This window comes from Tahibacter sp. (assembly GCF_032229445.1).
GTDB lineage: Bacteria > Pseudomonadota > Gammaproteobacteria > Xanthomonadales > Rhodanobacteraceae > Tahibacter.
The window spans coordinates 48512-70989 of sequence record NZ_JAVTWC010000054.1 but is presented as its reverse complement, the minus strand read 5'-3'; the positions used below and the strand labels follow the sequence as shown (position 1 = coordinate 70989).

Genomic DNA, 22478 nt, shown 5'->3' with positions numbered 1-22478 from the left:
GTTGGGCGTTCAGAGTGATCAGAACCTGCGGTTCTGGGCGATCACTCTTCACCCCCCTTGACTCAAGGGGGCTCCAAGAGCGAAAGGCAGGGAATGCCTTACTCAGAAATTCCTAAATGCAACTTGTGAGCAATGTATGCACAGTGAAAACGAACCGCACGTCGTCATCGTCGGTGGAGGGTTCGGCGGGTTGTGGGCTGCGCGTGAGTTGGCGCGCAGCCGCGTGCGCATCAGCCTGATCGATCGCGTCAACCACCATCTGTTTCAGCCGCTGCTGTATCAGGTCGCCACGGCGGGCCTGTCGATGCCCGACATCGCCGCGCCGCTGCGCCATATCCTGCGCCGTCAGCGCAATGCCACCGTGCTGCTCGGCGAAGTCGTCGACATCGACCGCGCCGCACGCCGTCTATGCTGCGCCGACGGCAGCGCCCTCGACTACGACTACCTCATCGTCGCGACCGGCGCGCGGCATGCGTATTTCGGCCACGACGAATGGGCAACGTACGCGCCGGGTCTGAAGACGCTGGACGATGCGCTTTTGATCCGTCGCCGTGTGCTGACCGCGTTCGAACGTGCCGAAGCCGAAACCGACCCGGTAAAGCGCGCCGCCTGGCTCAACTTCGTCGTGATCGGCGGCGGGCCTACCGGCGTCGAACTGGCCGGCACGCTGGCCGAGATCGCGCGTCACACGCTGCGCCGCGAGTTCCGCCGCGTCGATCCCGCCGCCGCGCGCGTGCTGCTGGTCGAGGCCGGGCCGCGCGTGCTTGCCTCGCTGCCAGAAGACCTTTCCGCCAAGGCCGCGAAGCAGCTGCACCGGCTCGGCGTCGAAGTGCACACGGGTCGCGCGGTCACCGCCGTCGATGCCGACGGCATCGCCCTCGGGGAGGAGCGTATCGCTGCAAGGACCGTGTTGTGGGCAGCGGGCGTCGCCGCCTCGCCGCTGGGACGGCGTCTCGGCGCACCACTGGACCGGGCCGGACGCGTGATCGTCGAGGACGACCTGAGCCTGCCAGGGGATCCGAACGTCTTCGTCGTGGGCGATCTCGCGAGCCGTCAGCAGGATGGCAGGCCGGTGCCTGGCGTGGCGCCGGCGGCCAAGCAGATGGGGACGCACGCAGCGAAGATGATCCTGGCCCGGCTCGCCGGTTCGACGGCGGCGCCGTTCCGCTATGCGGATGTCGGCTCGCTCGCCACGATAGGCCGCATGGCGGCCGTCGCCGATCTCGGCCGTATTCACCTGTCCGGCGTACTCGCCTGGTGGTTCTGGCTGCTGATCCACATCCTGTTCCTGATCGGTTTCCGCAGCCGGCTCATTGTGCTGATCAATTGGAGCTGGTCGTACTGGACCTACCAGCGCCACGCCCGGATCATCGTCGGGCAGGAACCGCGCGGCGACGCCCGAGGCGATCACGCCTGAGGTGATTGCGAAAACGACGACGGCCCCTTTCGGGGCCGTCGTCTCGTTGCCGGTGTGCAGGGAACTACGCGACAAACAGCGCGCGCATCTTCTTCATCGCATTCGCCTCGATCTGGCGGATGCGCTCGGCCGAAACACCATATTCATCGGCCAGTTCCTGCAACGTCGCCTTCTCGCCGTCCTTGAGCCAGCGCCGCGTGATGATGTCGCGCGAACGCTGATCCAGGCGGGACATGCCTTCACGCAGCGACTCGAGCTGGTTTTCCTCGTGGTCGTCGCTGGCCAGCGACTCGTACGGATCCGCACGATGGTCGACCAGATAGGCCACCGGCGCCGGCGGCGCATCGTCGTCGTTGCTGTCGGTCGGCGCATCGAAGCCCACATCGCGGCCCGACAGACGAGATTCCATCTCGAGGACGGTCGCAAGCGGCACGCCGAGTTCCTTGGCTACCGTCTGCGCCTCGTCATGCGTGAGCCAGCCCAGACGCTTCTTGGACTTGCGCAGGTTGAAGAACAACTTGCGCTGAGCCTTGGTCGTGGCGACCTTGACGATGCGCCAGTTGCGCAGGATGAACTCATGCATTTCGGCACGGATCCAGTGCACTGCGAAGGAAACCAGGCGCACACCGAGGGTCGGGTCGAAACGCTTGACCGCCTTCATGAGGCCGATATTGCCTTCCTGCACGAGATCGCCAAGCGGCAAACCGTAACCCTGGTAGCCGCGCGCCACATGGACGACGAAACGCAGGTGGGAGAGCACCAGGCGTTTGGCCGCATCGAGATCATTGTCGCGGCGCAACTGCTCGGCGAGTTCCTGCTCTTCGTCCTGGGTCAGCATCGGCACGCGGTGCGTGGCGCTGATGTACGCCTCAAGGCTGCCCAATGCACTTGGAACCGGCAGGTTGTTGCTGACTAGGGCAAGCGCTTCGGTCATGGCTTGAAACCTCCAATACAGATCACAGGTTAGCACTCGCGTGTATGGAGTGCTAAGTCCAGCAAGAGTTCCCGAGACGGGAGTTCCTGCGAACGGCGATTAGTGTACCAGCAAGTACAGAAAAAGGGTTAAACCGCGGTGAAGCCTCATAAGCGGATGGCGCCCGCATGCAGCTTCTCCGATAAACCGTTGATCCTGGAGGGCCGATAGTCACGGCCCAATCGAAGGGCCAGGGAAGTCGGCCAGAATCGGTTCATCGTCGGCGGTGCCGACGAGCAAGCCTTGCAACAGCAAGAACAGTGTCGCCAGCCATTGCGGCAGCTCATCGCTCGCCTCTCGCCAGGCGACGAGCACCCGCCGAAGTAGCGCCGCCGTAGTGGTCAGGCCCCGGGCATCCAGACGCTGGGCCTGGGCCTCGCAGCGTGACAGTGTCGACCCGGTCTGGTGACGAATGCCCTGCCGCGCCCAGACCGCCAGCTCGTCGAGCAGTTGCCCGATCAATGCCGTCAGCCCGTTGGTGGGGTCGGCGGTCTGCAGCGGCGGCAGCGGCTGCGCACCGACGCTGCAAGCCTGCAGCACGATGGCCTTCTTGCGTGTGAGCAGCGCCAGTGGCGTCATGCGGACCGCGCCCGCACGCAGGTGTACGGGGCCGGCGATGCGCCACGGCGGATCCGCCGTATCGGACAGCGCCGCGGCCAGCGCATCGACCGCGTCGGGCGTGGCCGCATCATGCGCAAGGGCCAGCTCCACCCAGTCGCCGGATGCGGCGTTCGCTGCGTCATCGCAACAGAGCACGCGTGCATGCAGGGTCTGCGCCGCCGCGTCCCAACCCCAGTTGCCGATGCCAGCAATCGGCAGAACGTGAACATGCGCGATCGCCTGGCGCGGCCTGACGAAATCCGGCAGGGCCGCGTGAAGATGGCGCGCCAGCGCGGCACCGCCCGGCTGGCGCAGCGGCGCACCGATTCCTTCCCAGGATTGCGCCGACAGCGGCAATACGCTGGTCTGGCGCGCCAGCGCCGGAATGTCGAGCAGGCCGTTGGCGCGCCGCTTCGCACCGCGCGTGACGACCTGCGCTGCGGCGAGCTGGCGCAGTGCCTGTCCTGCCACGCGCCGGCTGACAATTGGCGTGGCGACCTGGCCGGGCTCGCGCGACCAACTGCGCTCCAGAACGGTCACGGCCAACGTATCCGGATCGGCGAACACCACGCGCGCGCCATCGGCCGCATCGTCCCGCCAGCACTGCAGTCCGAGCGAAACGAGCTTGAGGTGATCCAGTGCGACCTCGCCGCGCACGCCGACGCCGAGGATCTGGCTGGCGGGCAGGAGCGGGGTCGTCTGCTCGGCAGCCGTACGCGCCGCTGCGATGCGCGCGACCAGCTCGGCCAGCAATTCCAGCAGGCGCTGCGGATCGAAGCGGCTCGAGCGGACGGCCTGCGCCAGGATCAGACTGCGCAGTTCGTCGAGGCACTCGCCCGGCCAGTTCCACCCCAGCCGCGACAAGCGGTCACGCAATGCCGCGTAGTCCGCTTCCAGCGGCGCCCAGTCCTGGGAGCTGCCGTCGAGCCACAGGCGGCGCAGGAAACGGCGCGCCATGACCTCGACGTCCACCGCATCCGCGCCCAGCCCTGTCGCACTTGCCGCCGCGTCGCGCGGCAGCAGCTCGATCACCGCATCGGCGAGACCGCCGGCTTGGCGAAACGCCCAGACCGCAACCGCAATATGCTCGCAACTGCCGCCCAGACGGCAGTCGCAACGCGCGTGAGACAGCGCGCGCCGCGAGAAAAAGCGCACGGAGCACAGCGGAAGATGGGCCGTCGGCGTCGGTGCCGACGGTTGCCATGCGCTCAGGCGCACGGCCGGCCGTGCGGCTGCGAGACGCCGCGCCTGATCTAGCGTGGCCGGCGCCAGCGCCGCAGCCAGCTCCGCGTCGTCGAATTCGGCTGGGCTCCAGGGGACCTCTCCGCCGGAATCCGGCGTCGCGACATCGGCCACCGACCGCGCCCAGTGCTGATACGCGAGAACCAGCGTGACGCGATGGCGGCACAGGCCCGTGGCGGGACAGGTGCAGGCTGCTTCGCGCAGGGACTTGCCCGGCGCGAGCGTGGCCTGCTGGCCGTCCTCGTAGCGCGCCCGCACCGTCGTGTCGTCAGCGATGTCGATCTGCGGAATGCGCCCCTCGGCGATGTCCTTCTGCGCGCGCTTGACGAATCCCGGATTCGACAGCGCCGACAGCGCATCGAGGCTGAGTTCGAGCAAGTCGGTGCGCGCCGTCACGACCGCACCTTGTCGGCGAGCCAGCCGGCGAGCTCACCCGGCGTCATCGCCCCGACCTGGGCACCGACCTTGACCAGCCGTGCCGCGGTCTCCCGGTCGTAGTTCGGCGTCGCCGCCGCGTCGAGCGCCGCCAGACCGAGTACGCGGCAACCGGCCTGCACCAGTGACTGCACACGCCGCACGAGTTCGCCCGCGTCGCCGCCTTCATAGAAATCGCTGACCAGCACGATGAGCGTCCGCGACGGATTGGCGACACAGCTTTGCGCGTAGGCAACGGCCTTGGCGATGTCGGTACCGCCGCCCAGTTGTACCTTCATCAACAATTCCACCGGATCGGCCACGTCGCGGGTCAGGTCGACCACGCTGGTATCGAATGCAACGAGCCGCGTACTCATGCCCGGCAGATTCCAAAGGCAGGCCGCCATCACCGCCGAGTGGATGACCGAGTCGACCATCGAACCGCTCTGGTCGATCAGCAGGATGATGTCCCAGCGCTGCGCATGCCGGCGAGAACGGCTGACGAAGCGCAGCGCGTCGACGAACAGCCGCCGCCGCTGCGGGTCCCAGCGCGCAAGATTGCCACGCACGGTTCGCGCGAAATCGAAGTTGCGCGCAATCTTCAGGCGCGAGCGCCGGCGCCGGTCGCGCGGTCCAGCAAAGGCCTGACGCACCTCAGTCGCAAGCTTCTCCATGAGGCGGCGCACGACCTCCGCCACGATGCGCCGCGCCGCGGCGAGCACGGCCGGATTCATCAGATGCTTGGTCTGCAGCACCGCGCGCAGCAGGCTCTGCGAGGGCTCGAGACGCTCGAGCACGTCGAGATTGGTGACGACTTCGGTAATGCCGTAGCGTTCGACCGCGTCGCGTTCCAGCCGCTCGATGACCTCCTGCGGAAACAGGCGATGCACGTCATTGATCCAGTCGGGCGTGGACAGCTGCGACGGATCCAGACTGCCGCTGCGCTCGCCGCGCAACGCGCGCTCCGGGTCGCGGCCGTACAGCCATTCCAGCGCCGCGTCCGCCGCCGCCTGCGCCGCGTCCTGCAAGTTCCCGAGCGCACCCTGCGCCGGTTCGCCGAGCAGCAGGCGCCAGCGCTGCAGCCGTGTCGGGATCGAAAAACTCATGCCGATTCCTCCGCGCCCGTGCGTAGGCCCCAGCGCTGCAAGCGTGCACAGACCTCGCGCTCGCGCCGGGCCGCCTCCGCGATGTCACGCGCATCCACGTCCGCGGGCAGCGCAGCAGTCAGGGCGCGTTGCGACAGGTGTGTCGCGTCGTGCAGGCGCAGCAGCAGTGTGGCCAGACGACCGCGTTCGCGCGGCGGCAACCAGGCGAAGGCACCGCGCAATGCCGGCAGGGCACGCAGGAAATCCTCGTCGTCCAGCGCAGCGACCAGCGCGTCCATGCCAACGACGAAGGCGGGTTCCTGCGCTATCTGCTCGCGCGCCAGCGCGAGCAATCCGGACAGCGCGTCGCCCAGCGCATCGGGAGCAAGACCGTTGAGCAGGGCCAGCGGCGCACTCAGGTCGAACGCGTCGCCGTCGGACCCGGCGAGCTGCGGCAGGCTGAGGATGGCACCCAGCGCCGCACCGCGACTCAGCGGCGAACCGGCGGGATCGCGTAGCTTGCGCGCGAATACGGCCAGCACGCGGTCGGTCTCGAGCGCGAGTACGCCGGCACCGTCCTGCCGGTCCGCGGCGTATCCCCGCAGCAGATCGCGCAGTGCGACGACGGCGCGCACATGGGTGAACGCGTCCGACGGCGCAATCGCCGCGGGCGGCTCGAACAGCCAGAGCGCGCGATCGCAGGCAGCCTCGATGACGGCGGCAAGCAGCGGCGCACCGGCGACCGCGACGATCTGGCCGTGCCGGAACAGCGGATACAGCACGCCAATCGCTTCGCCCAACGGTTCGAAGCGCGGCGCAGTGGCGATTGCCGCGCGCAGATCCGCGAGCAGCGCGTCGCTGACGGCGGCAAGACCCGCGAACGCCGCGGCATTGAGTCCCTGCGCGAGCGCGGCCACGTCGTCGCGCGCCTCGCGCAGCTTCTCTTCGAGCACGGCGCGCGCCGCGTCGGCCAGCGTCGCGCCGTAGGCGCCGGCCTCGATCAGCGCTGCCATCTGTTCGATCGGGCGGCCCAGGCGCCAGCACTCGTTGCGCTCGCCCGACAAGGCCAGCACCGGCCCCTGCACGCGCGCGATGCCGGGGATGCCGAGCAGCAACAGCCGATGCAGCACGCGGCTCTGGCGCCGTCCGGCATCGGCGAGCAGATCGATCGTGCGCTCGCCATCGAGCGCGATACCGGCCGCGTCGAGTTCGTGCTCGACCGAATCCAGCAGTGGCGGCCGCGGTGTCGTGGCGGCGAGCCGGCCGCGCAGGTCGCCGGCGAGCACGTCCATGACCTCGACCAGTAGCGGCGCAGTCCCGGGCCGGATCGTGCCGCGGTACGTCCACGGCAGCGGGGCGTCCTGCGCTTCCTTGAGCAGCGTCGCGGCAATCGCATCGAGCCAGTCGGCACGCAGCGCGTGCGCATGTCCGCGCAGCAACGCGAGGCCCTGCGCATGCGTGTGCAGCGCGATCAGGTCGGCGGTCGATGCGACGAGCCTGCGCTGGCGCAGACGCTGCGCGACCTCCTGCATCAGGCGCAGACCGGCTCCCGCACTGCCCGACTCCCACAGCCACTGGTAGTACAGCGGCGAGGACATGCCCGAGGCATAGCCCTGGAACGCGTCGAGCCGCTTGAAGCTGTAGGGCACGAGAAACGAGCCATGCCGCTGCGGAATGCCTTCCGGCGCGGGCGGCGGTTGCGGCACGGCCGGTTCGCTGCACACGGCCGCGCCGTCGACCTCGCGCCACCGTCGCGCCAGCGCCGGTGCGTGGTAGCCGCCGCAGACGACGAGCACCTCGCCGTCGTCCTGCGCCATCGCCCAGGCGATCCACTGCGCCATCTGCGCTTCGCGCGCGGCGTTGCCGGGCGAGCCCGGATCGGCGCCGCGCAGGTGCCCGAAATGCACTTCCAGTTGCTGTGCAAGACTGACGTCATCCTGCTCCTGCTCGAACAGGTGGTCCCACAGCGCGTCGCGGCCTTCGATCGCGAGGCGATCGGCGAGCGCCTGCTCATAGGCCTCCGCGCGCGCCTCGTGCTCTGCCTCGGGCGCGTCCGCATAGCGGTTGGGCAGGTCTTCGAACGCCTCGTGCCAGGCCGGCAGGTCGATGAAGCGCGCCTGCGCGCCGACCTCGCGTGCGACGAGCAGCGCCTGCCACTCTGGCGAGTGCTCGGCGAACGGCGCCCACGAGCCGCGCTGCACGCCGCCGCCCGAGAGATAGCTGTAGATCGCAAGCGGTAGCGCGTGGCCAAGGAACATCTCGTCGATGCGTGGGTTGAAATCCGCCGGCCCCTCGATCAGCACATGGCGCGGCCGCAGCGCGCGGATACGTGCCGCGACCAGTCGCGCGCAGGCCGGGCTGTGGTGACGCACGCCGACGATGCAGGGCGCGCGCAGGCTCATGGCAGGCGGTGCCGCGCCTCGAAATACGCGCGCCAGTGCGCGCCGGTCTTCTTCGCGACCTTCTGCTCGAAATAGCGCCGCAGCTTGGCGCGGTCGTCGGCGTCGTCCTTGGCCACGGTGCCGGCAATGCAGTCGACGAGGTCGGCCGGCTCGCCGGCGCGCTGTTCGAGAAACCACGCGCGCACGCCGACCGCGTGGGCGACGTTGACCGCCTCGGCCGTCGACATGACCGCATTGAGCGTGTCCATGCTGCCGTCGCGCCGGCCGCTGTCCTGGTGCGCACGCAGATCGCGGAAGGTCGTCACGAGCAGTTCCAGCACAGGCTCGGGCAGCGTCTTCGGAATGCCGCTGCGCGCCAGCAGTTCGGCCGAGGCCTGCTGCACCAGCGCAAGCTCGCGCTCATAGTCGAGGATCGGGAAAACGGTCTCGAAGTCGAAGCGGCGCTTGAGCGCGGCCGACATCTCGTTGACGCCGCGGTCCCGCGTGTTCGCGGTCGCGATGATGTTGAAGCCTTCGCGCGCATACAGCATGCCGTCTTCGCCGCCGAGTTCGGGCACGGCCATGACGCGGTCCGAGAGCATGCCGAGCAGGCAGTCCTGCACCTCCAGCGGGGCACGCGTGATCTCCTCGAAGCGCACGATGCGGCCTTCGCGCATGCCCTGGTACAGCGGCGCCGGCACCAGCGCGCGCGGACTCGGCCCCTCGTTGATCAGCAGCGCGTAGTTCCACGAATACTTGATCTGGTCCTCGGTGATCGAGGCTCCGCCCTGGATCGTCAGCGTGGAGACGCCGCAGACCGCAGTGGCCAGGAGCTCCGACAGCAGTGACTTGGCCGTGCCGGGTTCGCCGACCAGCATGAGGCCGCGGCCCGTCGCGAGCGTGACGAGCATGCGTTCAATCGCGGCGACCGGCGCGACGATCTTGCGCGACACTCCGAGCGCGGCATCGCCGAGCACGAACGTACGCGCCGCCTTGAGACTCAGCGCCCAGCCCGGCGGACGGGGGTCGCGGTCGGCCGCGGCCAGGCGCTGCAGCTGCTCGGCGTAGAGGATTTCGGCGGGCGGCCGCTGCAGCACCGGCGCTGCGACTTCGGGTTTCTTTGTAGCCATGGGAATAGGGAGCCTCTTAACAAGTCGACACTTGCATTTGATTCTGGAGCCCCCTTGACCAAATGCCTGCGCAGCAGGCGTTTGGCGGGGTTGTGGAGACCGGGTGCCGAGTACAAGAGCCGTATGCCGGGACTTGCTCAGGTGTGCGAACCGATTCAGATCAGGCGCACAGCGCCTGCATGTCGCGGATCAGTTCGCTCGCGGCGATCGGGTCGAGTGTCGCGAACGGTTTCGTATCCTGCATGTCGCCCCACTCACTCGGCCTGCCGACCTGCAGCTGCAGCAGGGTCTGCTGCGGATACTCGTCGACCAGGCCGACGATGATGCCGGGCTCGAAGCTCAGCTCGATCGCGAGATCCCCTGCGAGCGGCTTGGTGAAATACCAGATGCCGCCGCCGTCTTGCGCCGCGCCACGCCGCCAGCCCTTGTTGGCGAGGCCGAGCACGCGGCCGGTCGGCACGACCTTGCCCTTCCAGCGCTCGAGATTCAGCATCGCGCGCTCCTCGTCGCTCAGGGCAAAACTCTCGCGACCGAGCTGCGGGAACGGCTGCATCAGTTCGTAGTCCGCGAATAGCTGGCCGAACGCAGCGGCGGCCTGTGCCGGCAGTTCCAGTGCATGCGGCAGGCCCAGGCGGATGTTTTCGCCCTGCGGCAACGACAGCGGTGCGTCGTCCGCATCGCTGTAGCTGCCGTCCTCGGCGACGCGGAAGCACTGCAGCAGCCGCCCGCCCTGGCGATCTGCGCCAGCATCCATCTCGTAGATCCCCCAGACCAGGCGCTGCACCAGATGGCGCAGCAAAGGATGTCCGGCAAGGAACCGTTCGAACACGGCCTGGTCCCAGCGCCGTCGCGTGCACATGGCGATTTCCAGGCGCAGCACCTGCTGGCTCGCGATCGTGCGCGCGTCTTTCTTGAGAAGCTTGAAGCGCTCCACCGCAACCGCGGCCAGCGACGCATCGTCGGTCTTCTTGGGCTTGGGCAGGTCAGCAAGGCGCGCGCCGTCGGCGTCGCGTACGTACGGTTTCAGCGCCTCGTCGAAACCGACGCGGAACTGGCGCGGCCCGAAGTCCAGCAACAAGGTGCCGGCATCGTCGAGCCCCAGATCCGGCGCGAGCCGGTCTTCCAGTTCTTCGGTGCTGAGGCTGCGTGCCTCGGCGATCGCGTCGATCTTCTCGCGCGCCTTGTCCTGCAACCCTTTGAACTTGACTTTCTGCGCGATGCCGTTGAGCAGCATCAGCGCGACGTCGCTGCCGATCGCGGCCAGCACGTCGAGACCGAGCACCGCGCGCGCATGCGCGCCCTCGCCGGGCCAGTTGCGGATCAGCGGGGTCAGCCGCCGCGCCGTGTCGTCGTTGCCGAGCCAGCCCAGCGCGGCCATGCCCCAGCCGTCCTTCGACGGCGCCGCCGCAGCGAGCCAGGCGTTGAACAGGTCCCAGGCGAAATCGCCGAGCGATTCGGGCGTGCAGGCCGCGACCACCTCGGCGATGCCGGGATAGATCTCCTCATTGCTCGGGAACGCGAGCATGCTGCCCAGATGGTCGATCGCCGCATCCGGCAGGGCCTTGCCGTTGCTGCGCAGCAGCGGTCGGCGCCAGCCGCGCGGCGCCCAGAACGCCGGCAGGTTGCTGCGCCGGCTCGGGAACCGGTCCAGCGGATCTTCCGCGAGCATCAGCCGCACGGCCGCGTCGACATCGTCGCGGCCGTAGCGAGCAGCGACGTCGAGGATCACCGCCTCGTGCCCGTTCGCGGCCAGGAAGCGCAACGCCGCACCGGCGCAATCGCGCGCCTCGCCCGCCTTGCCCAGCGCTGGCGCGATCAGCCCCGCCGCCGCGTATTCGGGATGGCGCAGCAGCCAGTCGCGCCCGAACTGGCGCAGCGTCTTGAGCTTGACCAGGGCGCGCGCAGCAAAAGCAGCAAGTTCCACATCGGCAAATTTCAGCGCCAGTTCGGTGAAACTCGACGGAGTGCGCCGGATCGCGCGCAGCGCGCCGGGCCAGACATCCAGGCCGAACCGCGCGAGCATGTAGGTGACGTGCGCATCGGCGCTGCCGTCGCCGGCCAGCCGGTTCCAGACCTCGATCGCGATGCCATCGGGCAGCTGGCCGATCAGACCGCCGTCGACGGTCAGGTACAGATAGCGCCGGTTCGCCTTCATGCGTGTCCAGGCGGAGTGCAGCGCGTCCATGTCGCGGGTCCGCAGCGCCTTGACTGCCTCGTCGCGCAGCGCGGCTTCAAGCTTCTCGTCAACCGCACCGTAGGCCCGGTTGAAACCGAGTTCCTCGACGAACGCGAGCATGTCCTTGCCGGACTTGGCATAGCGCTGCTGCTGCCACTGCCCGAGGACAGCAGCGCGCTCGCGTTCGCCCTCGGGCCAGTGCGCCTGCGTCGGCAGCGCCAGCGGCGCGAGCGCGCTGACGCTCGCCAGCGTCTTGCGCGGCTTGAGCCACGGCGGATCCGCCAGCACGCGCGGCAGGTCGACGGCATCGGCCACCTCGGCAGGACCGTCCAGCTGCGCGACCAGCCGGTCGACTACCGCGACCGCTGGTGCATCCAGCCATGGCCGCAACGCTGGCAGCGCGGCGGCCTGGGCCTGCAGCAGTCCACTGAGCACCGGCACGAACTGTCCAGCCTCGCGGCCGCCGGCAGCGATGACACGCGCCAGCGCGGGAATCGCCGCCAGCGGCCAGCGCTGCGCGGCCACGTTCAGGCGCTGCAGGCAGGTCTTGCTGCTGCTGGCGACGCGAGCCAGCGCCTCGACCGCTTCCGGCACGCCGAAATACGTGAGTACATCGCCCGTGTTGTCGAGCGCCGGCTCGGCGGCGAACAGCGGCAGCGCCTGCAGACGTCGCTCCTGCAGCACAGTGGCGAGTAGTGCTCCGTTGTGGAAAAAATAGCCGTAGCTGATTTTCGCGACCTGGATCGCGGCCAGTCCCGCCGGATCGGTCGCCGTCAGCTGCAGCCAGTGCAGGGCATCGGGCGCAGCCGGCCCGGCCAGTTGCAGTGCGAGTGTGTTCGACAGCTCCGGCGCATCCGGCAGCAGCAGCGCGAGCGTGACCTGACGCGCCGGATGCAGCGCCGGCAGGCTGGCCTCTATCAGCGCCACGCATTCGCGCCACAGCGGCTCGGGCGCCTGCGCCAGGAAGCGGCGAAAGCACAGCTCCTCGGCGCTCAGCGGGTTGCTCCAGTGCAGGCTGGCGACACCGCTGACCTGGCGCGTCACGCAGAGCTTGTGGACCGAGCTGCGCCCACCTTTCCAGTCGTTTTCCAGCGTGACCGCAAAGCCGTGCGCCTGCACCAGCAGTTGCAATGCGCTCGCGAGTCCCTGCTGCTCGATCAGGTAGCGCGCGACGCTGCCCTCGCTGCCATGCGGCACCAGTGCACACGCCAATGCCAGCAGCAGCGCCTGCGATTCATCGCTGCCGTCGAGCCGGTCTTTCGCAAGCCGGGTCCAGGTTTCCAGCAGCAGCGGAAGCAGCGCCGGATCACACCCGGCGAGGTCCAGCTCCTTGTCCTGCCGGATGGCATTCTTCGCCAGCACCCAGGCGCGACGCGTCTCCGAGTCATAGGCAACCGCCGGAAAGCGTCGCGACGGCAAAGGCTCGCTGGCCTTGCCGTCGTAGTCGGGCTGCAGCAGGCGCTTCATCGCGGCGTCGAACTCCAACGGCTCCCCGGCCGCGAGCCAGGGCGGCGTGGCGCCGTGAAGGCTGGGCAGCGGCGGCAGATCGTCGAGGACGACGGCGGCTACGGCTTGTGCTTCTGGCGCAGCCACGGGCGTCAACGTCGCTGCGGGCGAAGCCGCGACGGCCGACGACGCCGGAGTGTCGGCCGGTGCCACAGGCGCCGAATTTTTCTTTTTGTCTTTTGCTGCATTCGTTGCAGCAGGGGAACCTGTGGCAGCGTCGGCACCCGCTTCGACATACCCCTTGCCGGTCTTCTCGCTGACCAGCTTGTCCAGCGCGGAGGCGGCCTTGGCTGCGTCGGCAAAATTCTTGGTCTGGTTTTGCCCCTGGGTCCCGATGCGGCCCCAGCGGATGACGAGATCGGAACCGTCCTGCTCGATTTCCCAGAACTTGTTCGACGCACCTTCGGAGAATTCGAAGCGGCGCATGGTTTCCCTGCTGCGATGGCGAAGCGCCAAACCTAAACGCAGCCGGTTACAGCGTCCAGTCGACCGGCGTGATGCCGTGGCGCACGAGGTATTCGTTGGCCGCGGAGAAATGCCCACAGCCGATGAAGCCGCGGTGCGCCGACAGCGGCGAGGGATGTGGCGCCTTGAGCACCCTATGCCGGCTCGTGTCGATGAGCTTTCCCTTGGCCTGGGCGTAGGAGCCCCAGAGCAGGAACACCAGGTGCTCGCGCTCGCGGTTGAGCACGTCGACGACGGCGTCGGTGAAACCTTCCCAGCCCTTGCCCTGGTGCGAGCCGGCCAGGCCCTGTTCGACCGTGAGCACCGCATTGAGCAGCAGCACGCCCTGTTCGGCCCAGGGCGTGAGGCAGCCATGCCGCGGCGGCACGAAGCCGAGATCACGCTGCAGCTCGACGTACATGTTGCGCAGCGACGGCGGTACCGCCACGCCGGGCTGCACCGAGAAGCACAGGCCATGCGCCTGACCGGGACCGTGGTACGGATCCTGGCCGAGGATCACGACCTTGACCTGCTCAAACGGCGTCGCGTCGAGCGCGGCGAAGATCTGTTTCGGCGGCGGGAAGATGACCTTGCCGCCGCGCAGCTCGCTGCGCAGGAATTCCGACAGAGCCTGCATGTCGGGCCGGTCGAGATAGTCGCCGACGCGTTGCCTCCAGCTCGGCTCCAGCTTCACCCGCGCCTCGGTCATGCGGTTTCCGTCAGCAGCGCGCGCGAATGCTGGCCGACGCGCAGCTGGAACAGCAGCTTGGTGATGAGCAGGCGTTCCTCGATCGGCTTCTCGACCAGATCGTTCGCGCCCTGGCGGATCAGCACGGCCTGATTCTTCGGATTGTCGTCGCCGGTCATGACGAGCACCGGCAGCAGCGCCTTGCCGTAGCCGAAATCGTTGCGGATGCGCTCGAGCAGGTCGCCGCCGGTCAGTTCGCCCTTGAGGTTGACGTCGGTCAGGACGATGTCGGGGCCCGGACCTTTGCCCTGCGCCTTGGCGGTATCGAGCAGGGCGAGCGCGTCTTCGACGCTGACCACATGCAGCACGGTCAGGCCGTGCTTTTCCATCATGCGCCGCGTCGCCAGCGCGACGACACGGCTGTCCTCGACATAGAGCACTTCGCCGGTGACGTTGGACTCGGGCCGCACGTAGCCGCGGATGAACGCGGCCAGGGCGGTGAAGCCGAGCGACTTGTCGAAATAGTCGGTGACCGCGTCGGACATGGTGCGGGCGACCAGGCGCTCCTGCACGTCGCCGGAGACGACCACGATCGGGATATAGGCCTGCGGCGCGTGCTCGCGGATGTACTGGGCGAGTTCCAGCCCGTCCATATCGGGCAGGCGCAGCGCCGTCGTGACGAAATCGACGACACCGGCCTCGAGCTGCTGCTTGGCCTCGGCGCCGGTTTCGCAGGCAAGGACCGTGACGCCCGGCAGGTCGGCCTTGAGCACCTGCTCGATCAGGCGGCGCACGACCTTGGAGCCGTCGACCACCATCACCCGGGGTTCGTCGCTCGATATGTGTCGGGTGAGATGCGCTTCCATTGGTTCCCCCTGAGGAACTCCGTCTTCGTACTGCGCGATGGATGACGAACCGGTCCCGGCGCCCGCTCAGTCCGGGTGGGCTTCGGCCAGATGCCGTGCGGTCGCAAGCATAGCGCCAAGCCACCCCAAAACGGCACTGAGCACCGGCACGGCCAGGGCCGCCAGCAGTGGAAGACCGTGCAGGATGAACCGGTTGTCGTAGCTCTCGAGCAGATGGTTGACGGGCGCATGCAGCGCCCACTGCACCGCGAACACCACGATCAGGGCCAGCGCGCCGCTGAACAGGCCGTACCAGATGCCGGTGTACAGGAAGGGCCGGCGCACGAAGCCCGGACTGGCGCCGATCAGCTGCATGACGGCGATCTCTTCCGCACGCGACTGGATGTCCAGCCGCACCGTGTTGCCGACCACGAGCAGCGTTGCGAGCGCGAGCAGGCCGGCGAGCACGAGCACGCTGCGCTGCGACAGGCCGAGGATCGCGCCGAGCCGGCGGCGCCAGGCCGCGTCGTACTGCACCAGGTCGACCTGGGCCTCGGCGCGAAGATCCGCAAGCACGGCCGGCTCGACCGCGCCCTGCGTCTCCCGCGGGGTCACGATCAGCACATGCGGCAACGGGTTGAACTGCAGCACGTCGAGCGCGTCGGAAAACCCGGACATCGCACGGAATTCCTCCAGCCCCTGCTCCGGCGTGGTCTGCTTGACCGCCGCGACGTCGCCGCGCATGCGCAGCTTCGCCGCGAGCGCGGCACTGGCCTGCGCATCGGCCGCAGGCTTGAGGAACACGGTGATCTCGCGCGCGTCCTGCCAGCCGCCGGCCAGTGCGCGCGCATTGTCGAGCAGGATCAGGAACAGCAGCGGCAGGGCCAGCGCCAGGCCCATGACCAGCGCGGTCAGCGCGGTCGCCCAGGGCCGCGCGAGCAGGCGGCCGAGGCTCGAAAAGAAACTGTAGAGATGCTGGTCGCGCCAGCTGGAAAACCCGAGCCGGCGCCGCGGCGCCGCACGCTCGGCCGCGCGCGGCGGCGGCGCGGTCGCCTTGAGACGGTTGCCGGTAGGCTTCTTCGCGAACATCAATCGTTCCCCGGCCGCCAGTCGTCGAGCAGGCGCCCGTGGTTGAGCACGAGCACGCGCTTGCCCATGCGCTTGACCAGCGGCAGATCGTGGCTGGCGATCAGCACGGTCGTACCGACCTGCTGGAAATCGGCGAACAGCCGCATGATCTCGGCCGACAGCTGCGGGTCCAGATTGCCGGTAGGCTCGTCAGCGATCAGCACGGCCGGCTTCGCCACGATCGCGCGAGCTATGCCGACACGCTGCTGCTCGCCGGTGGACAGCGTCACGGGTTCCGAACGCTCGCGTTCGAGCAGGCCGACCTTGTCGAGCGAGGCACGTACGCGCTTGGCGATCTCCTCGCGCGACAGCCCGGCGATGATCAGCGGCAGCGCGACATTGTCGTAGACGCTGCGGTCCATCAGCAGGCGGTGATCCTGGAACACCATGCCGATGCCGCGGCGCAGTTCCGGGATGCGGCCGCGGCGCAGGCCGTGCAGGTTCTGCCCGTTGACCGTGACATGCCCGCGCGTCGGCCGTTCGATCAGCGCGATGAGCTTGAGCAAGGTGCTCTTGCCTGCGCCGGAATGCCCGGTCACGAAGGCCATCTCGCCGGCGCCGAGTTCGAACGACAGCTCGTGCACGGCCTCCTGCCCGGACGGGTAGCGCTTGGTGACCTGGTCGAAGCGGATCATCGGCGCGCCACCATCGCTCACTTCACCATCTGGTTGAGGTTGAAGATCGGCAGCAGGATCGCAAGCACGATGAACAGCACCATCGCGCCGACCAGCAGGATCACCGCGGGACCCAGCACCGCGGTCAGCACCGCGAGCCAGCGATCGAGTTCGCGCGCCTGGTGCGCCGCGGCCTCGTCAAGCATGCGCTCGAGCTGGCCCGAGCGTTCGCCGCTTGCGATCAGGCGCACGGCCACCGGCGGGAAATAGCCGCTGTCGGCGAGCGCGCGCGAGAACGCGCCGCCTTCGCGCACCTTGTGCGCGGCGCGGCGCAGCGCTTCGCGCATCGGCAGGTTGGGCACGACCTGGGCCGAGATCGCGAGCGCATCGAGCAACGGCACCGCGCTCGCGCTGAGCAGGGCGAGCGTGCGCGCCGCGCGCGCCGTGTTCGACGCGCGTGTGAGCTTGCCGACCAGCGGCAGGCGCAGCAGCCAGCGGTGCCAGACCATGCGCACCGCGTCGCGCCGCAGCGCGAAGCGCAGCGCAATCACCACTGCGACGAGCCCCGCGAACAACACGATGCCCCAGCGCTTGACCAGCTCGGACAGGCCGATCAGCAGCGTCGTCGGCAGCGGCAGTTCCTGCTTCATGCTCGCGAATACGCCGACGATCTGCGGCACCACGTAGACCAGCAGTCCCGTGACGACGGCAACGGCGACGAGACTGAGCAGGATCGGATAGGCCAGCGCGGTGAGCATCTGCTGGCGCAGCGCATCGCGCGATTCGGCGTAGTCGGCGAGACGTTCGAGCACGGTCGACAGCCGTCCGGACTGCTCGCCCGCGGCGATGGACGCACGATAGATTTCCGGAAAACTCTCCGGGTAGTCGGCAAATGCCGCGGCCAGCCCGGCCCCTTCCATGACCCGCGAGCGCAGCGCGACGACGAGGCTGCGGGAGCGCTCGTCCTCGCCCTGTTCGCCCAGGGCGGCGAGCGCTTCGTCGATCGGCAGTCCGGCCGCGAGCAAGGTCGCGAGCTGGCGCGTGAACAGCGCGAGCTGCGGCGTCGACAGGCCGCGCCGGCCCAGCGGCGAACTTTGCTGCTTCTCGTCGACCTGCGTCACATCCAGCGGATTCAGCCCGCGCTCGCGCAGGATCTGCCGCACGGCCCGCGCGGTATCACCCTGCAGAACGCCGCGCTGGGTCTTGCCGCTGGCGTCGAGGGCTTGATAGGCGAATGCCGGCACGCGGACGGTTCCGTTCGGGGAGAACCGGATTGTGTATGGAATCCCAGAACAGTGGTAGCGGACGGCCGGCGCAGGCGTGGTCGGCGCTGCGACGGCCTGCGCGCGGTCAGGCGGCTGCTCTGATCAGTGCGATCTGATCAGTGCGATCTGATCAGCGTGGTCAGATCAGTGTCACGCCCGCTGGCGGCTGCATCTCGCCAACGGTCTTCCAGAACCAGATCGTATGGCCCGCCGGGTCGACGACCGCGAAATTGCGGTCGCCCCACCACTGCGTGGACAGCGGCTGCGTGATCGCAATGCCGCTCCCGACGAGCTGGTCGTGGTAGGCATCGACGTCATCGGCCTCGACATAGATTTCGACCGCGCCGGTCAGCGTGCCGCCATCCTGCGGCCGCGACAGCATGAGCATCGCGCCGGCGCGCTGGACGATCGCGAAATCGAGCTGGCCGTCCTTGCCGACCACGCCCATCAGGTGTTCGAAGCCGAGCTTGTCGAGGTAGAAACTGCGCATCGCATCGACCGATTCGACGAAGCGCAGCGGCATCACGCCGGCGGGTCTGGCAGCAGTATTCATGGTGTCTCCTTGCGGGTTGCGGTGACGGAAGTATCGGCAGACACTCGCCGCGTTTCATCTACTTTATGGAGTAGACATGGGCGTGGCCTGGGCCGAATTCGGACTGCTCGATGAAGCCGGTTTCGGCAGCTACGAGAAGCGCGCGCTCGTCACGCTGGCCGTGCACGGCGTCAGCGACGCCGCCACGCTGTGCCGCGAAGGCGACATTCCGACCTCCAAGATCTACGCCGCGATGGAGAAACTCGCGCGGCTCGGCCTGATCGAGGTGCGCCGCTCGCGCCCGCAGCTGTACGCGGCGCTGCCGCCGGAACCGCTGATCGAACGCCTGAATGCACTCGCGCGCGAGCGCGCCGAGGCGTTCGCGACCGCCTCGGCCGGATTGCGCGCGGCGTTCGAGAAGCTGCCGCGCAAGCTCAAGGGCAGCCAGGCGCGCGTCGATCTCGCGCTGGGTGCCGACAGCCACATCAAGCGCCATGTGAGCCGCCTTGCCGGCGCGCGGCGGCGCGTGCTGTCCTACCTCGAAAGCGGCGACATCAACGCCATGCGCACGTTGCGCGACCAGGGCTTCGACGTGCTCAAGGCGATCGCGCGCGAGCGCGAGCGCAGCGGCGTGGAACACCGCGTGATCTTCGGATTCAGCGATCGCTCCGCGCCGCGCCTGCTGGAGTTCCTGCGCGAGTTCTCCGCATCCACGCGCACCCTCAGCGGCGTGCGCTACAGCGGCGAGATGGGCCATCCCTTCCATGTCGTCGACGACGACATCGTGATCCTCGCACTGGACCATCCCTTCGTCGGCGAAGGCCGTTTCGCCTCGCTGCTGGTGCAGGACGCCGGCCTCGCCGCACAGCTCACCGAAGGCTTCGAACAGCTGTGGCAGCGTGCATTGAAGAACCTGCGCGAGATCCGCGCGTGGCCCGGGCGTTAGTTGCCCGGGCCTGTTGCGGGTCTTCCGTACTACGCTTTCTTCGCCAACCCGCTGTGGCGTATGCCGTAGCCGAAATAGATCACGAGCCCGGCCAGCATCCACAGGCCGAAGCGCTCCCAGGTCACCAGCGGCAGACCGGTCAGCAGCCAGATCGAGAACACGATGCCGATGATCGGCACCAGCGGCACGAGCGGCGTGCGGAACGCGCGCTTCACTTCCGGACGCGTGCGACGCAGCACGACGATGGACGCGCAGATCACGATGAAGGCGCAGAGCACGCCGACGTTGACGAGTTCAGCGAGATCGCCGATCGGCAGCGCGCCGGCGGCCAGCCCCGTGAGCACGCCGAGGATCAGCGTCGGCCGGTACGGCGTGCCGTAGCGCGGATGCAGCTTGGCGAACCACGACGGCAGCAGGCCGTCGCGGGCGAGCGAGAACCAGATGCGCGCCGCGGCGAGCATGAAGGCGAACACCACGCTGATGATACTGGCCACGGCCACGGCGGAGATCGCCGCACTGATCCAGGTCAGGCCCAGCGACTGGAACGCGTTGGCCACCGGCGCGTCGTTGTTGAGCGTGCTGTAGTGCGCCACGCCGGTGATCACGAACGAAATGGTCAGGTACAGCACCATCGACACACCGAGCGACAGCAGGATCGCGCGCGGCAGGTCGCGCTGCGGGTTCCTGGATTCCTCGGCCGCCGTGGTCAGGGTGTCATAACCGAACACCGCGAAGAACACGACCGAGGCTGCCGCCACGACGCCCTGGAAGCCGAAATGCGTCTTGCCGTCGGCGCCGACGACTTCCGGCGGAATGAACGGAAACCAGTTCGCCGTATTGATGTAGAACGCACCGACGCCGATCACGAGCAGCACGCCGATGACCTTGACCGCGACGACGATGGTGTTCAGGCGCGCACCAGTCTCGGTGCGCACGGTCAGCAGAACCGCCACGCCCATCGCGACCAGGGCCGCGATCACATTGAACACGCGCCCCTCGCCCGTACCCATCGCACCCTGCGCCCAGACCGGCAGATGGATACCGACATGCGCGAGCAGGTTCTGCAGATAGCCGGACCAGCCGCTCGCGACCGCGGCGACGATCAGCGCATATTCGAGCAGCAGATCCCAGCCGATCAGCCAGGCCACGCCTTCGCCGAGCACCGCATAGCCATAGGTGTAGGCGCTGCCGGTGACCGGGATCATCCCTGCGAATTCCGCATAGCACAGCGCCGCCGCGGCGCTGGCGATGCCGGCGATGATGAAGGCCAGCGCGACCGCCGGTCCCGCATTGGCCGCCGCCTGCTGCCCGGCCAACACGAAAATACCGACCCCGATGATGCCGCCGAGGCCGATGGCGGTGAGCTGCCACAGGCCCAGCACGCGGCGGAATTCGCTGCGCGAGCCCGCTTCGCTCTGCAACTGCTCTATCGTCTTGTGACGCGTGATCTGTCGGATGAGGCTCATGGTTCCCTCCCAGGAATCGGGGCGATCATAGCGGAGCCGGACGCGGCTGCGCGGGTGCCGGACGCCGCGTTGCCAGGTGCTGTAACGATGCGGCGCACCAGGGCACGCGCATCGGGCCTTCGTCGCGTAGCGCAGCACGCGCCAGCCTACGGCCATCAATCCGGTGTGCGAGCCGACCGGCCGCGCAACAGATAGAAGACCGGCACGCCGAGCAGCACGATGACCAGCCCAGGCCAGGTATACGCCGGCTTCCAGATCAGCAGACCCACGCCGATGGCGCTCGCGAACACGATGTACAGCGCCGGCAGCACGGGATAGGCAAAGGCCCGGTACGGCCGCTCGAGGTCGGGCCTCGTGCGGCGCAGGCGGAACAGGCCGGCGATGGTCATCACATAGAAGATCAGCGTGGCGAGGATCACGTAGTCGAGCAGGTCGCCGTAGCGGCCCGACAGGCACAGCACGCAGGCCCATAGCGCCTGCAGCCACAGGCCCCAGCCCGGCACGGCATTGCGGTTGAGGTTGCCGGCGCGCGCGAAGAACAGGCCGTCGCGCGCCATGCTGTAGTAGACGCGCGCACCGGCGAGCACGAGGCCGTTCACGCAGCCGAACGTGGATACCATGATCAGCACGGCGATGAGTCCTGTGCCCCAGGATCCGAACGCGGCCTGCGCCGCGGCCACGCCGACGCGATCGGATTCTGCGTGCGCGATGCCGTCGAGCGGCAGCACCGCGAGATACATCAGGTTGGCGACGAGATACAGGCTGCACACAAGCACGGTGCCGAGAAACAGGCTGAGCCCTACGTTGCGCCGCGGGTGGCGGATCTCGTCGGCGACCGATGCGGCGCTGTGCCAGGAGTCCGACGAGAACAGCGCACCGACCATGGACACCGCGATCGCCGGCAGCAGCGCGAGCGCGAGCCCTTCCGGCGTCGCCGCGGTGCGCTGCCAGGCCTGCGCCCAGTTGGCCTGCCAGACGTCCGCATTGGCGCCGAGCAACAGCCCGAAGCCGATCAGCGCGAGCACCGCGCCGATCTTCGCCAACGTGAATACCGTTTGTATCCATTTTCCATAGTTCACGCCGCGCGCGTTGACGAAGGTCAGCGTGAGCACGACGGCGATCGCCACGAGCTGCGCCGCCGTGAGGCGGAACCCGCCCACCTGCAGCAGCACGTTGGCGTCGCCGAGCGACGGCACGAGATAGGCCGTGAACTTCGCAAACGCCACGCCGACCGCGGCGATGGACCCGGTCTGGATCACCGCGAAGAACGACCACCCGTAGAGAAAGGCCGGCAGCTTGCCCCAGGCTTCGCGCAGATAGACGTATTGCCCGCCGGCCTTCGGAAACATGCCGGCAAACTCGGCGTAGCTCAGCGCACCGGCGACCGTCATGAAGCCCGAGATCAGCCAGACCAGGATCAGGTAACCCGCCGAACCGGTAGTGCGCACGATATCGGCGCTGACGATGAAGATGCCCGAGCCGATCATAGTGCCGGCGACGAGCATGGTGCCGTCGAGGAGGGTCAAGGAGCGGCGGAACCCATTCGCTTGCGCATCGCTTGCGATCTGTTGCGTCATGACTGCGCTCCCTGCTGATCGGCCGATCTTAGCGAGACGAAGACCACGT

At 68.3% G+C, this 22478-nt stretch carries 16 protein-coding genes; 2 read left to right on the top strand and 14 right to left on the bottom strand.

Going from position 1 to position 22478, the window contains the following annotated elements; translation table 11 throughout:
• The first annotated feature begins 136 nt into the window (after positions 1-136).
• The gene (locus RUU78_RS10745; RefSeq protein WP_313916431.1) at positions 137-1417 is read left to right on the top strand and encodes an NAD(P)/FAD-dependent oxidoreductase; all 1281 of its coding nucleotides are present in this window, start codon (positions 137-139) and stop codon (positions 1415-1417) included.
• A 64-nt stretch (positions 1418-1481) separates the two neighbouring features.
• On the opposite strand, the gene rpoH is transcribed toward RUU78_RS10745, so the two are convergent.
• The 12 genes from rpoH to RUU78_RS10685 all read right to left on the bottom strand — a co-directional run bounded on the left by rpoH (position 1482) and on the right by RUU78_RS10685 (position 18461).
• Positions 1482-2351 carry an RNA polymerase sigma factor RpoH gene (gene rpoH / locus RUU78_RS10740; protein ID WP_313916429.1) on the bottom strand — a complete coding sequence of 290 codons (870 nt, stop codon included), beginning with the start codon at positions 2349-2351 and terminating at the stop codon, positions 1482-1484.
• A gap of 210 nt (positions 2352-2561) precedes the next feature.
• On the bottom strand, positions 2562-4628 hold the full coding sequence (locus RUU78_RS10735; protein WP_313916428.1) for an SWIM zinc finger family protein: 2067 nt from the start codon (positions 4626-4628) through the stop codon (positions 2562-2564).
• On the bottom strand, positions 4625-5752 hold the full coding sequence (locus RUU78_RS10730) for a VWA domain-containing protein (protein ID WP_313916426.1): 1128 nt from the start codon (positions 5750-5752) through the stop codon (positions 4625-4627). The genes RUU78_RS10735 and RUU78_RS10730 overlap by 4 nt, the downstream gene beginning before the upstream one ends.
• On the bottom strand, positions 5749-8133 hold the full coding sequence (locus RUU78_RS10725; protein WP_313916424.1) for a DUF5682 family protein: 2385 nt from the start codon (positions 8131-8133) through the stop codon (positions 5749-5751). The genes RUU78_RS10730 and RUU78_RS10725 overlap by 4 nt, the downstream gene beginning before the upstream one ends.
• Positions 8130-9242 (bottom strand): AAA family ATPase, encoded by a 1113-nt coding sequence (locus tag RUU78_RS10720; protein ID WP_313916422.1) that lies wholly within the window; start codon positions 9240-9242, stop codon positions 8130-8132. The genes RUU78_RS10725 and RUU78_RS10720 overlap by 4 nt, the downstream gene beginning before the upstream one ends.
• A gap of 160 nt (positions 9243-9402) precedes the next feature.
• Positions 9403-13350 carry a DUF4132 domain-containing protein gene (locus tag RUU78_RS10715; protein ID WP_313916420.1) on the bottom strand — a complete coding sequence of 1316 codons (3948 nt, stop codon included), beginning with the start codon at positions 13348-13350 and terminating at the stop codon, positions 9403-9405.
• A gap of 46 nt (positions 13351-13396) precedes the next feature.
• On the bottom strand, positions 13397-14077 hold the full coding sequence (gene ung, locus RUU78_RS10710; protein WP_313916418.1) for a uracil-DNA glycosylase: 681 nt from the start codon (positions 14075-14077) through the stop codon (positions 13397-13399).
• Positions 14074-14922: a response regulator gene (locus RUU78_RS10705; protein WP_313916416.1), complete on the bottom strand. Its 849-nt coding sequence runs from the start codon at positions 14920-14922 to the stop codon at positions 14074-14076. The genes ung and RUU78_RS10705 overlap by 4 nt, the downstream gene beginning before the upstream one ends.
• A gap of 66 nt (positions 14923-14988) precedes the next feature.
• The gene (ftsX, locus tag RUU78_RS10700; protein WP_313916414.1) at positions 14989-15990 is read right to left on the bottom strand and encodes a permease-like cell division protein FtsX; all 1002 of its coding nucleotides are present in this window, start codon (positions 15988-15990) and stop codon (positions 14989-14991) included.
• Positions 15990-16664 carry a cell division ATP-binding protein FtsE gene (ftsE, locus tag RUU78_RS10695; RefSeq protein ID WP_313916435.1) on the bottom strand — a complete coding sequence of 225 codons (675 nt, stop codon included), beginning with the start codon at positions 16662-16664 and terminating at the stop codon, positions 15990-15992. Before ftsE ends, ftsX begins: the two co-directional genes overlap by 1 nt.
• Before the next feature lie 17 nt (positions 16665-16681).
• Entirely contained in the window at positions 16682-17887 is a 1206-nt protein-coding gene (gene gspF, locus RUU78_RS10690) for a type II secretion system inner membrane protein GspF (protein WP_313916412.1), read from the bottom strand.
• A gap of 160 nt (positions 17888-18047) precedes the next feature.
• Entirely contained in the window at positions 18048-18461 is a 414-nt protein-coding gene (locus RUU78_RS10685) for a glyoxalase superfamily protein (protein WP_313916410.1), read from the bottom strand.
• Between the two features lie 76 nt (positions 18462-18537).
• Between RUU78_RS10685 and RUU78_RS10680 the strand changes: the two genes are divergently transcribed.
• Complete coding sequence (locus RUU78_RS10680) at positions 18538-19386, top strand: helix-turn-helix domain-containing protein (protein WP_313916408.1); 849 nt, start codon at positions 18538-18540, stop codon at positions 19384-19386.
• Between the two features lie 29 nt (positions 19387-19415).
• Here RUU78_RS10680 and RUU78_RS10675 read toward each other — a convergent pair whose 3' ends face one another.
• Together RUU78_RS10675 and RUU78_RS10670 are read right to left on the bottom strand one after the other, a co-directional pair.
• A complete protein-coding gene (locus tag RUU78_RS10675; protein WP_313916406.1) occupies positions 19416-20852 on the bottom strand; it encodes an amino acid permease in 1437 nt (478 codons plus the stop codon).
• Between the two features lie 155 nt (positions 20853-21007).
• Entirely contained in the window at positions 21008-22429 is a 1422-nt protein-coding gene (locus tag RUU78_RS10670; RefSeq protein ID WP_313916404.1) for an amino acid permease, read from the bottom strand.
• Between the last annotated feature and the right edge of the window lie 49 nt (positions 22430-22478).